Raw genomic sequence first — 12,455 nt, forward strand, 5'->3', positions numbered from 1 at the left:
TTAATCCTCCCAACGCTTGAAGATAATGGATGCATTATGTCCACCAAATCCAAGTGAATTACTCATTGCATAATTTACTTCTGTTTCAATACCTTGATTAACAACTAAATTTAAATCGCAGTTTTTATCACTTACTCTGTGATTTATTGTTGCAGGTATAAATTGGTCTTGTAGTGCTAATACACTTATAACACCTTCAATTGCACCACTTGCTCCAAGTAAATGTCCTGTCATTGATTTTGTACTCGATACATATGGTTTAGACTCTTGGAAACAATTGCTGATTGCTTTTGTTTCTGTTTTATCATTTAGATTTGTAGAAGTACCATGTGCATTAATATAGCTAATATCTTTTGTAGTAATATTTGCATCTTGTATTGCTTTTCTCATCGCAATTGTTGCATACTCACCATTTTCTGCAGGTGCTGTAATGTGGTTTGCATCACATGTTGTTCCATAACCTACAACCTCAGCATATATCTTTGCACCACGTTTCTTCGCTGATTCTAATTCTTCAAAAACTAGTACTGCAGCACCCTCACCCATGACAAACCCACAACGTTCTTGATCAAACGGAATACTTGCACGATTAGGATCAGTACTTTCACATAGTGCACGCATTGCCATAAATCCACCAATTCCTACTGGTGTAATTGATGCTTCACATCCACCAGTTACGATTGTATCTTCATAACCATCACGAATACGTTGAAATGCTATACCCATTGCATCTGTTGCGGATGCACATGCTGTTACAATACATTGAACACTACCATGTAGTTTGTGATCAATCGCAATATCACCTGCAGCAAGATTGATTAATGACATCGGAATAAAGTAAGGAGAGATACGACTTGGTCCTCTTTGTTCTAATGTTTTTGTTGCGTTTTCAATAGATGATAAACCACCAATTCCTGAACCAAGCAGTACTCCAATACTGTTATTCTCTTCTACTACTAGATTACTATCCTTCATAGCTTGTTTTGCTGCGATACGTGCAAATTGTGTAAAGCGATCATTGAATTTTAATTCTCTAGGTGTGTAATATTCATCTGCATTTAAATCTTTAACTTCGGCTGCTAATTTCACTTTATAATCCGTTGTATCAAACGCTGTAATAGGAGCGATACCACATTTACCTTGATGAATACTTTCTTTTACTTCATTTACTGTATTCCCAATTGGAGATACAGCACCCATACCTGTAATTACGACTCTACGTTTCATTTACATCACCATCCCGCCATCAATAACTAGCACTTGTCCTGTAATATAATCCGCATCACAGCTTGCTAAGAACTTCGCAACAGCTGCTACCTCATCTGCTTGTCCAAAACGTTTTAGCGGAATTAAATCTAACATTTTTTGTTTGAGTTCATCATGTAGAACTTGTGTCATTTCAGTTTCAATAAATCCTGGTGCAATTGCGTTAACTTGAATATTACGAGAACCTAATTCTTTCGCACTTGCTTTAGTCATCGCAATAATAGCTCCTTTACTTGCAGCATAATTTACTTGACCAATATTACCAATTAAACCAATAACACTTGCAATGTTGATAATCTTCCCTGCACGTTGTTTCATCATGATACGACTTACAGTTTGTATACAATTGAAACATCCCTTTGTATTGATTGACATTACTTTATCAAAATCTTCATCACTCATCTTCATCATTAAATTATCGCGAGTAATTCCTGCATTGTTCACAAGTACATCAATATGACCATATTGTTTTACAATTTCTTCCATCATCACTTTTACTGCATCATGATCTTGTACATCACATTTATAGATTGAATGATTTCCTTCAGGAAGAGTATGTAATACTTCGAGTGCTTGTTCTTCTCTACTTGCAAAGTTAATGATTACATCATGATCCTTTGCCAAACTCTTCGCAATTGCTGCACCGATACCACGGCTTGCCCCTGTTACTAAAGCTACTTTTCTTGTCATGCTTGACCTCCTTGAATGATTTCTTTTGTTTTGATAAAACTCTTGTAATCATCTACATTACAAATTGTTACTTCTTTGTTATTCGCTTGCGCAATTTTTTTAATAAAACTTGAACAAGTTGTTTTAGGACCAATTTCAATAAATGTATCAAAACCATCCATCATCATTTTTTCAATTCCTTTTTGAAAACGAACTGGTGATACTAATTGTTGTGTTAAGCTATCAATTCTATCTTCAGTAACATCACCTGTACAATTTGTATATACCGGTAATGTTGTTTCTTGCCAATTCACTTGGGTTAATGCTTTATTTAAATCAGCTTGCGCACTGATAAGTAATGCACTGTGGAATGCTCCACTTACTTGCAGTTTAATAGCGCGTCTCGCACCAAATTCAATACAATTTTGCATTGCTTTTTCTAATGCTAATTCTTCACCCGTAATTACAATTTGGTCTGGTGCATTATAATTCGCTACACTAACTATTCCTAAATTACTTGCTTCCAAACATGCTTGTTCAATTTTATCTGCACTGAGTGCTAGGATTGCTGCCATACCACTTGTTGTTTTCTCAATGGTATCTTGCATAAGTGCTCCTCTTTTTTTAGTAAGCATAACTCCCTCATTAATTGAGTAAGCTCCCGCACAACCATAGGCACTATATTCTCCTAAACTCAACCCAATACAACCCTCAGGTACGATACCCTCTTGTTTTAACATATTAACAATACCCATTGAGATACTATAGATTGCCCATTGTGCATCTCTTGTGGCATTTAGGCGATCTGCATCTTCAAAACAGATTGTAGCTAATTCATTATTTTCATTACACGCATCAAATACTTCTTTGAAACTTAAAGAGTTTTCTAAATTATCTTTGCCCATTCCAATGTATTGTGCCCCTTGCCCTGCAAATACAAATGCTATTTTCATTTCACTTCTCCTACTAAGTCCTCAATGACTTCCTTGACATGACGTAATTTTGTTTGTGTTGGTATTGTCATACCACTAAATATTAATCCTTTTTCTGTATTCCCTTTGGCAGCTTGAATAAGTGCTTCTGTGATACAGAATGGTGTTACCTTGAAATCACATGGTTTAATGCAATTCAAACAATAAGTTGGTGCCACTCTTCCTTGTTCTAGTTGTTTTGATAATGGATTCGCAATAGCTCTACCATAGTAACCAACTGGACTTTTAATAAGTGTTAATTCTTTTTGATTGTGATTCAAAAACATCTCTTTAAATTTAATATCGGCATCGCATTCAATCGTAGGTATAAATGATGTCGCTACTTGCACTCCACTTGCACCATGATGAATAGCTTCTTGAATTTTTTCTTTCGTATTCATTCCACCCGCAACATAAATTGGAATGATACGGTCATATTTATCTTCGTATTCTTGAATAATTGGTTTTGTTTCTTCAAGAATATCAAGTACGCTCTTGGCAGTATGTTCCAACAGTTCTTCTGGTTTAAATCCTAAATGTCCACCTGCATCAGGTCCTTCAATAACAATGAAATCTGCTGTGCAGTTATAATGACGATCCCAACTCTTTAAAAGAAGTTGTGCAGCTTTTGCACTGGATACAATAGGAGCAATTAATACATCATGTCCTTGAGTAATCGCTGGTAATGATAATGGTAATCCTGCACCACTAATAATGGCGTCTACCCCTGCATCCAATGCTGCTTTTACATATTCATCATAACGATTGATTGCACACATTGCATTGACAGCTAAAATACCTTTACCTTGGCTTATGTTTCTTGCCTTTGCGACTTCTTCTTTTAATCCTTTACTGTTAGCTAAAAATGGATCCTTCATAAAATCAGGGTCACGATAGCCAGGATGTGCTAAAGAGATTACTCCCATTCCACCTTCTTGCATAACTGCACCTGCTAAATTACCAAGCGATATACCGACTCCCATTCCACCTTGAATTAATGGGATATCCATTTGCTTTAGTTTTAGATTGAAAGTTCTTGCCATATTTTATTTAACTCTTCCTTGTTTTCTTTTGCTTCTTGCATTAATTCATCAAGGATTTCTTGGATTGGTTGAATCTTTTTACATAACCCTGCAACTTGACCCATCATAACTGAGCCATGTTTCATATCACCATCAAATACTGCACGACGTAATGCTCCAAGAGTAATTACTTCTAATTCTTCTTTTTCAGCATTTGCCATTTCTAATTTTCGATACTCCAGTGCCATTTGATTTTTTAATATACGAACCGGAGCACCTAGATTTCTTCCTGTTACAATTGTATCTAAATCTTTTGCCTTGATAACTGCATGTTGATAGTTTTCATGTACTGGACATTCTTCACTCACTAAGAAGCGTGTACCAATTTGAACACCCACTGCACCCAATGCTAAACATGCATTCAGTTGCGCACCACAGGCAATGCCTCCTGCTGCAATAACTGGAACAGGAACTGCTTGAACCATTTGCGGAACCAAAGCCATCGTTGTTAATTCTCCAACGTGTCCACCTGATTCAGTACCTTCTGCAATAATTCCATCTACTCCGTTATCCACTAAACGTTTCGCTAATGCAACACTATTCACTACTGGATAAATCTTAATTCCTTCTGCTTTTAGTTGTGGGCAATACTTACCTGGATTTCCTGCACCTGTTGTTACAAAGGCAACTGGGTTCTTTAATATTTCTTCCACAATTGCATCTGAATGTGGATTCATCAACATCAAATTAACTCCAAAAGGTTTGTCAGTTAATTCTTTGCATTTAGTGATTGCTTCTTGAACTTGTTTTGCATCCATTGCTCCTGTCGCAATAATTCCAAGTGCACCTGCATTGGATACTGCTGCTGCAAATTCTGGTGTTGCAATATGAGCCATTGCTCCTTGTAAAATTGGATATTTTACATGAAATATATCTTTAATATTCACTATTTAATTTCTCCTTCTATCTTCCAAAGGCAACTGCTATAAGTTAACCCTGAACCAAATGCTACAAACAACACATTTTGTCCTTGATGTATCATCTTCTTTTCAACCATTTCAGCTAAGACAAGTGGTACACTTGCACTTGATGTATTTCCATACTCTTGAATGTTCATGTAGAATTTATCTTCACGAATACCGAGTTGTTTACTCGCTAGACTAATGATTCTCACATTTGCTTGATGCGCTACAATATAATCCACTTGTTCGATGGTCATGTTGTTATCTTCTAATTCTTTTCGTATGCATGTTGTTAAAGCATTGACCGCAAATTTGAAGACATCCGTTCCCTTCATGGATAATGTTGTTTTATCATCATAGATTGAATTAGTTTTTAAGCTATCTGTGATATCATGTTCGCTGAAACTATGAAATTTAGGATTATGTTCGCTTTGCGTTAATACAACCGCACCTGCACCATCTCCAAATAGAATACAAGTTCCTCGATCAGTCCAGTCAATGATACGACTCATCGTATCACTTGCTACAACTAATATATTTTTATAACTTTGCAGTAAATGATGAGCTGTTTCCATTGCTACAACAAATCCACTACATGCTGCATTAATATCAAACGCAAGTAGGTTTTTGCGATCAATATCTAATCTTCTTTTTAATTGACATGCCATCGATGGTGTAAATAAATCAGGAGTAATTGTCGCAAACAAAATCGCATCAATGTCTTCTTTATTCAATCCAGATTTATCAAGTGCCTCTTGTGCTGCACGAGTTGCAATGTCTAAATTTGTTTCCCCATCACTCACAACGTGTCTTCTTTTAATACCTGTACGTTGTACAATCCATTCATCATTGGTATCAACCATCTTACTTAAATCTTCATTGGTTAACACTTTGTGTGGCGCATAACTTGCTACTGATAAAATCTTACTCATGACATGCACCTAACTTTCTGAATTTCTCATATCTATTTTTACTTCTTACTTTTTCATTTTGTGCTTGTAGTTTATTTAACTGTTCAAATAAATTTTTACGTATTTGTTCGATACAGAAATTTGGATTCTCTTGAATACCACCTAGAGGTTCTTTGATAATTTCGTCAACGATTCCTTTTTGGTATAAATCCTTTGATGTTAGTTCCATCATTTTCGCTGCTTCTTTTACTCTTGTTTCATCTTTCCACAAAATACTCGCAAAACCTTCTGGTGAAAGAATTGAGTAGATTGCATTTTCCAACATCATGATATGATCGGATACACTAAGCGCTAATGCACCACCACTTCCACCTTCTGATAATACGATTGTGATGACAGGTACATTTAAGGTCATAAATTGTTTTAAGCATTGCGCAATTGCTTCTGCTTGTCCTCTTTCTTCTGCGCCCTTACCAGGATATGCTCCTGATGTATCAACGATTGTAATAATTGGTCGATTGAATTTCTCAGCTTGTTTCGCCAAACGTAACGCCTTACGATACCCTTCTGGATTCATCATTCCAAAGTTGCAGTCCATATTTTCTTGTAACGTTTTTCCTTTTCTTTGTGCAAGAATAGTTACTGGCTTTCCTAAGAAACTTCCAAGTCCTCCCCATAATGCACCGTCTTCTCCATACAAACGATCTCCTTTTTGCTCAAATAAATCCGTGAATAAACTTTCCACTAGATCCATTGCTTTAAGTCGTTTTGGATGACGTGCTAGACATACAATATCCCAAGCATCTAAATGTGAATATGCATCTTTTTTTAGTTTCTCAATTTCCTTTTTGATTTGTATTGCTTCCTCTTTTGAACAATTTTCTAATTGTTCACGTAAGAGAAGTATTTTTTCTTCTGATTTTGACCAACTCATTTTTTACCTCTCTCATGAATTTTCAACAATTGAATCAATGTTGATCTCATGTTTTCTCGTTCAACGATTTGATCTAGGAATCCTTTTTTCTCTAAGAACTCCGCTGTTTGAAAGTCATCGGGCAACTTTTCATTAACCGTTGATTGGATAACTCGTTTACCTGCGAATCCAATTAAACATTGAGGTTCACTTAATTGAATATCTCCTAGCATCGCAAAACTTGCGCTGACTCCACCCGTTGTGGGGTGAGTTAAGTAAGAAATATATAACAGTCCTGCTTCATCATGTTTAGCTAAAGCCGCACTTGTTTTTGCCATTTGCATTAAAGATAAAATACCTTCTTGCATACGTGCACCACCAGAACAGCTGAAGATAATTAGCGGTAATCGTTTCTTTGTTGCGTATTCAATATGACGAGTTATCTTTTCCCCTACAACTTCACCCATACTACCCATTAAAAAACGATTATCCATGACACATAATGCAACTCGATTTGTACCAATTCTTGCTACACCTGTTACGACTGCTTCATTCATTTTTAAACTATCTTGTAATTTTTGAATCTTTGCTTCATACCCTGGGAATGAACTCTTTTTCATTCTTTTTAATGCATGGAATGTTTCAATAAAACTGTTTTCATCACATACATAATCTAATCGTTGTTGTGCTGTTAATGCATGGACATGTTGACAATGTGGACATACAAAATAATGTTTACTAATTTCCGTATAGTTGAATACACTCTCGCATTTACTACATTGCCATGTATCAGGATGTTCCACCTTTGGTTTTTGTTTCGATAGGAGTTTTTCTCGATAGCTTCTAAAAACTTGTAACCTATCTTTTCTTTCCTTAAAGGCTGAATTCATTTTTCTTTACCTCTTCAATAAATTTTGTAAGTGATGAAGTATCATATCTTCCACTTACAAAGATAGGATCATGAAACAACAAATATTGAAATTCAATATTGGTTTCTACTCCTTCAATTAATAATTCTTCTAATGCAACACGCATTCTCTTAATCGCTTCTAAACGCGTTGGTGCATGGACAATAAGTTTGAGAATCATTGAGTCATAATATGGAGGAATGGTATAACCTGCATATACAGCACTGTCAATACGTATTCCTTGTCCCCCAGGTACATGAAACGTCTTAATTGTTCCAGGATTAGGTGCGAAATTCGCTTTTACGTTTTCTGCATTGATACGACATTCAATCGCATGTCCTTGTAAGACAATATCTTCTTGTGTAAACTCAAGTGGTTTCCCTTCAGCTACACGAATTTGTTGTTTAATTAAATCAAGACCTGTAATCATTTCACTGATCGTATGTTCTACTTGAATCCGTGTATTCATTTCCATAAAGTAATGATTTTGTTCGTGATCCACTAAAAACTCAATTGTACCTACACTATCATAGTTAACATATTTTGCAGCTTTAATTGCATCTGCATACAAACGGTCTTTAGCATCTTGTGTTAATACATCACTCGGCGCTTCTTCCACTGTTTTTTGATTACGTCTTTGCATTGAGCAATCGCGTTCAAATAAATGAACAACATGACCATGTTTATCACCTAATAATTGAACTTCAATGTGTTTTGGATTTACTAAATACTTTTCCATATAAACACTATCATCACCAAAAGAGACTGCCGCTTCACTGCGAGCTTGTTCATACGCAGTAATGCAATCTTTTTCTTCATAAACAATTCGCATACCACGACCACCGCCACCGCTACTGGCTTTGATGATAACTGGGTAACCAATTTCTTTTGCCATTAATAAACATGCATCTTTTGTTTCGATACATTCTTTTGAACCAGGTACAACAGATACACCCGCCGCAATCATTGACGCTCTTGCATTGGATTTATCCCCCATACGATCAATCACATCGGGATCTGGTCCGATAAAAATAATACCTGCATCAATTACTTTTCTTGCGAATGCGCTATTCTCACTTAAAAACCCAAATCCTGGGTGAATGGCATCCGCTTGTGTTCCCTTAGCTGCTTCTATAATCGCATCCATATTAAGATAGCTATTCTTACTTGGTGCTTCTCCTATACAAATACTTTCATCTGCAAGTTGAGTATGGTAAGCTTCTCTATCTGCTGTTGAATATACCGCTACAGTATTGATATTCAACAATTTACAAGTACGAATAATTCTTACAGCTATTTCTCCACGATTCGCAATTAATATTTTCTTAATCATTATTCGATTTCAAGTAGCGGTTGATCGTATTCTACAAGTTTTCCTGATGGTGCAAGGATTGCTTTTACAATACCTTCTTTATCTGCTTGGATCTCATTCATGACTTTCATCGCTTCAATGATTCCAACAGTATCCCCAACATTTACTTTTTGGCCTACAGTTACTAATGCTTTACTCTCAGGAGAACGCGTCAAATAGAATGTTCCTACTAGTGGAGCATTAATTGTCTTCATTGGTTTCTTTGCTTCTGGTTTATTTTCAATTGGAGTAGTATGCATTTGTGATTCGTTGGCATAAACCACAGGTGCATTCCCCATATTCTTCTCTAAACAAATTTTGAAGTCTTTTTCTTCTATACTTAATTTCGTAAGAGAAGTTCCTTCAAATTCACGGATTAGTTCTTTTAGTTCTTCTTTTTTCATCTTAGTTAGTAAAAAAGGGAGTTAATCCCTCTTATTTCCCCGCTAATAATTTTTCGATATCGCCAACAGTTTTTAATTGAACAAGTTCTTCATCTTCAATCTTGATGTCGAAATTGCTTTCTAATTCTAATGACAACTCAACAGCAGCCAGTGAATCAATACCTAAGTCATCTTTCAATGAAGCTTCAGGAGTGATTAACTCTGCATCTACATTTAGGGTTTCTACTAATACATCTTTAATTTTTTCAAACATAAAATAATCTCCATTTCTTTGAGCATATTGATTATAACATTGACAATTTTGCTTGTAAACATCATCTATTATTAAAAAGTAGATGATGTTCTATATGATATTACTTTGAAAGCGCTATTTTTATTATAAACCCTATTAAACAAAGGCTTTTTAATGAATTGTGATAGAATGATGAAAATGGATAAACCTATAGTATAAAGATACAATTATGACTCTTTACCCCTGTTTTTTTGACATTTTAACTTCTTTATTAATGAATATAATTAATTCTATGTATAATAAAGAGGATAGAATTGAAGTATTAATGAGGGAAATATAATGTATTTTAAATATGGTACAACTGAAATCAATGCATTAAAAGAAAAAGATCCTATCCTGGCGAAAGTAATCGATCAAATAGGAGTAATTCATCGTGAAGTTAATCATGATTTGTTTTCTAGTATCGTAAATAGTATTGTTGGCCAACAAATCTCAACAAAAGCACATAAAACCATATGGAAAAGAATGATTGATGCACTTGGTTCCATTAATGCCGATACCATTCTTTCAACAGATATAGATTTTTTACAATCTTTAGGTATGAGTTATCGTAAAGTCGAGTACATCGTTGATTTTGCGCAAAAAGTTAAGAATAAAGAAATTGACCTTGATCATATATCTCAACTTTCTGATAAAGAAATTATCATTGAACTTTCCCGATTAAAAGGAATAGGGGTTTGGACCGCTGAAATGATGTTGTTGTTTTGTTTAGAACGACCAAATGTCTTAAGTTATGATGATTTAGCTATTCTTAGAGGAATGCGCATGGTTTACCATCATCGCAAAATAACTCGTTCTCTATTTGAAAAGTATCGCCGTAGACTTAGTCCTTATTGCAGTGTTGCTAGCCTTTACTTTTGGGCTGTAGCTAGTGGAAACTATGAGGGATTTAAAGATTACGCCCCTAGAAAGCGAGCAGTATAATGGAATACACTACAACTTATTCATCTCCCCTTGGTTTAATTATATTATCAAGTAATGGTACCGAACTAACTGGATTATGGTTTGAAGGACAAAAGTATTTTGCTCGTACATTATCCTTAGAAAATGAGCCAAGAGATTTACTAATTTTTTCCAATGCAAAGAAATGGTTAGATGATTACTTCGGTGGTAAACAACCTGCATCTCAACTACCACTTTCCTTGAATGGAACACCCTTTCAAAAAGAAGTTTGGGAAATTCTTCTCCAAATTCCTTATGGACATACTTGCGCTTATGGAGATATTGCAAAAATCATTGCAGCAAAACATAATCAAAAAAGTATGTCGAGTCAAGCAGTAGGTGGGGCAGTGGGACGTAATCCCATTTCGATTATAGTTCCTTGCCATCGTGTACTAGGCGCAAACAAGAATCTTACTGGTTATGCTGGAGGAGTTCAACGTAAGCAACATCTACTTGTTCTAGAAGGTATTCAATTTAATCAAAATAAGATTTAACAAATTTATCATTGTATTAGAAATAGATAAATGTATAATTACATTTGTTCAAGATTAGATATGAGGAATTTATGAAAAAGAAAATTATTCTATTCACTTTAGTTGCGTTTATATTCATCTATGTTTTGTTACAAATTATACCTTATGGCAAAAATAAAATAACGAATGCATTTAGAATAGAAACTGGATCACGTCCATTAGTAATAGCGCATGGTGGAGCAAAATTAATGAATCCTGAGAATACATGGATGGCTTATGACTACGCTTATGAATTAGGTGTTGATGTCTTAGAAATGGATTTACAAATTACCAAAGACAATCAATTAGTTACATATCACAACAACGAATTAGAAGATATGTCCAACACTGCAGGTCTAGTTTCTGAGCACAATTATGTCGATTTAAAGAAATATAATTTTGGTGAGAATTTCACTGACTTGCAAGGGTATCAGCCTTACAAAAATCTATCTTTAGAAGAAAGAGAATCTTTTGGCGATTCATTAACACCTGCTAACTTAGAAGAAATGTTTCAAAAATATGGTAAGGATGTTTTGTATATTTGCGAATTAAAGAACTATGGTGATCTAGGTCAAAAATCAGCACAAAAAATATTAGATCTAATCCAACAATATAATATGGAAGAATATGTTTGTGTTGCCTCTTTTGATCAAGATACCCTCAACTATTTTATTTCTATTGCACCCGATAATATCATTACTTCCTTTGATATGGGTACAGCGACAAACTTCATCATCGCTAATTATGTTGGATATGGTTTCTTCTTAAATTATCCGCAAGCCGGTTTTCAAATCCCTATGGATAAGTTTGGTATTCCTCTGGCAACAGATTATCTAGTATATAAAATTCATCACAACAATATGTTTGTACATTACTGGACAATCAACGATGTCGAAGATATGGAAAAATGTATACAACTTAATGCAGATGGTATCATTACCGATCGTCCTGATTTATTAATACAATTACTTCATGATCTTGGTTATTAATTATTTATTTAAAAAACATAGCAATCGCTATGTTTTTAATTTATATAGTATCAGAATTAAATTATGCTTTCTTTTATTTTCATCCAAATTTCTAATGAATTAGTTTGTTCATTGTGATCTGCATATCTTTCAATTCCTATTGGTTCTATTTGTATTCCTTTTTGAATTAACCAACTTGAGTACAAAAATGATTGTGCTTTATATAGTACATCCATTACTAGTGATTCAAAGTTTTCTGCTTCTACTTTGCATACAACATATTCACCGGGTAATAGGTTAAATAACTCCAACTCCTCAACTTCTAAACTACCGACTAGATGCACACCTGCAAAGTATTTAAAAT

Annotated in this window: 14 protein-coding genes and 1 pseudogene; 3 read left to right on the plus strand and 12 right to left on the minus strand. The window is 34.8% G+C overall.

Annotation, left to right across the window (positions count from 1 at the left end; genetic code table 11):
* Genes fabF through RR643_RS06110 form a run of 11 tightly spaced genes read right to left on the minus strand, consistent with a single transcriptional unit; the run spans position 1 to position 9,630 of the window.
* Entirely contained in the window at positions 1-1,227 is a 1,227-nt protein-coding gene (gene fabF, locus RR643_RS06060) for a beta-ketoacyl-ACP synthase II (RefSeq protein WP_332482672.1), read from the minus strand.
* Positions 1,228-1,956: a 3-oxoacyl-[acyl-carrier-protein] reductase gene (gene fabG, locus RR643_RS06065; RefSeq protein ID WP_332482673.1), complete on the minus strand. Its 729-nt coding sequence runs from the start codon at positions 1,954-1,956 to the stop codon at positions 1,228-1,230.
* Positions 1,953-2,888 carry an ACP S-malonyltransferase gene (locus RR643_RS06070; protein ID WP_332482674.1) on the minus strand — a complete coding sequence of 312 codons (936 nt, stop codon included), beginning with the start codon at positions 2,886-2,888 and terminating at the stop codon, positions 1,953-1,955. The genes fabG and RR643_RS06070 overlap by 4 nt, the downstream gene beginning before the upstream one ends.
* On the minus strand, positions 2,885-3,949 hold the full coding sequence (locus RR643_RS06075; protein WP_332482675.1) for an NAD(P)H-dependent flavin oxidoreductase: 1,065 nt from the start codon (positions 3,947-3,949) through the stop codon (positions 2,885-2,887). Before RR643_RS06075 ends, RR643_RS06070 begins: the two co-directional genes overlap by 4 nt.
* Positions 3,928-4,875, minus strand: a complete 948-nt coding sequence (locus tag RR643_RS06080) for a nitronate monooxygenase (RefSeq protein WP_332482676.1) — start codon at positions 4,873-4,875, stop codon at positions 3,928-3,930. The genes RR643_RS06075 and RR643_RS06080 overlap by 22 nt, the downstream gene beginning before the upstream one ends.
* On the minus strand, positions 4,875-5,822 hold the full coding sequence (locus tag RR643_RS06085) for a beta-ketoacyl-ACP synthase III (protein WP_332482677.1): 948 nt from the start codon (positions 5,820-5,822) through the stop codon (positions 4,875-4,877). The genes RR643_RS06080 and RR643_RS06085 overlap by 1 nt, the downstream gene beginning before the upstream one ends.
* A complete protein-coding gene (locus RR643_RS06090; protein WP_332482678.1) occupies positions 5,815-6,735 on the minus strand; it encodes an acetyl-CoA carboxylase carboxyltransferase subunit alpha in 921 nt (306 codons plus the stop codon). Before RR643_RS06090 ends, RR643_RS06085 begins: the two co-directional genes overlap by 8 nt.
* Positions 6,732-7,604: an acetyl-CoA carboxylase, carboxyltransferase subunit beta gene (gene accD / locus RR643_RS06095; protein ID WP_332482679.1), complete on the minus strand. Its 873-nt coding sequence runs from the start codon at positions 7,602-7,604 to the stop codon at positions 6,732-6,734. The genes RR643_RS06090 and accD overlap by 4 nt, the downstream gene beginning before the upstream one ends.
* Positions 7,588-8,955 carry an acetyl-CoA carboxylase biotin carboxylase subunit gene (gene accC / locus RR643_RS06100; RefSeq protein ID WP_332482680.1) on the minus strand — a complete coding sequence of 456 codons (1,368 nt, stop codon included), beginning with the start codon at positions 8,953-8,955 and terminating at the stop codon, positions 7,588-7,590. Before accC ends, accD begins: the two co-directional genes overlap by 17 nt.
* Complete coding sequence (gene accB / locus RR643_RS06105; protein ID WP_332482681.1) at positions 8,955-9,377, minus strand: acetyl-CoA carboxylase biotin carboxyl carrier protein; 423 nt, start codon at positions 9,375-9,377, stop codon at positions 8,955-8,957. The genes accC and accB overlap by 1 nt, the downstream gene beginning before the upstream one ends.
* Positions 9,378-9,408: 31 nt before the next feature.
* Complete coding sequence (locus RR643_RS06110; protein WP_332469095.1) at positions 9,409-9,630, minus strand: acyl carrier protein; 222 nt, start codon at positions 9,628-9,630, stop codon at positions 9,409-9,411.
* Between the two features lie 318 nt (positions 9,631-9,948).
* On the opposite strand from RR643_RS06110, the gene RR643_RS06115 reads away from it, so the two are divergent.
* The 3 genes from RR643_RS06115 to RR643_RS06125 all read left to right on the plus strand — a co-directional run bounded on the left by RR643_RS06115 (position 9,949) and on the right by RR643_RS06125 (position 12,112).
* Positions 9,949-10,593: a DNA-3-methyladenine glycosylase family protein gene (locus RR643_RS06115; protein WP_332482682.1), complete on the plus strand. Its 645-nt coding sequence runs from the start codon at positions 9,949-9,951 to the stop codon at positions 10,591-10,593.
* Positions 10,593-11,105: a methylated-DNA--[protein]-cysteine S-methyltransferase gene (locus tag RR643_RS06120; protein ID WP_332482683.1), complete on the plus strand. Its 513-nt coding sequence runs from the start codon at positions 10,593-10,595 to the stop codon at positions 11,103-11,105. Before RR643_RS06115 ends, RR643_RS06120 begins: the two co-directional genes overlap by 1 nt.
* 71 nt (positions 11,106-11,176) lie before the next feature.
* Positions 11,177-12,112 (plus strand): glycerophosphodiester phosphodiesterase, encoded by a 936-nt coding sequence (locus RR643_RS06125; RefSeq protein WP_332482684.1) that lies wholly within the window; start codon positions 11,177-11,179, stop codon positions 12,110-12,112.
* Between the two features lie 56 nt (positions 12,113-12,168).
* Here the strand turns inward: RR643_RS06125 and RR643_RS06130 are convergent.
* Positions 12,169-12,455, minus strand: a pseudogene (locus RR643_RS06130) (AraC family transcriptional regulator); the annotation flags it as partial.

It is taken from the genome of Anaerorhabdus sp., from assembly GCF_036637135.1.
Classification (GTDB): domain Bacteria; phylum Bacillota_I; class Bacilli_A; order Erysipelotrichales; family Erysipelotrichaceae; genus Anaerorhabdus.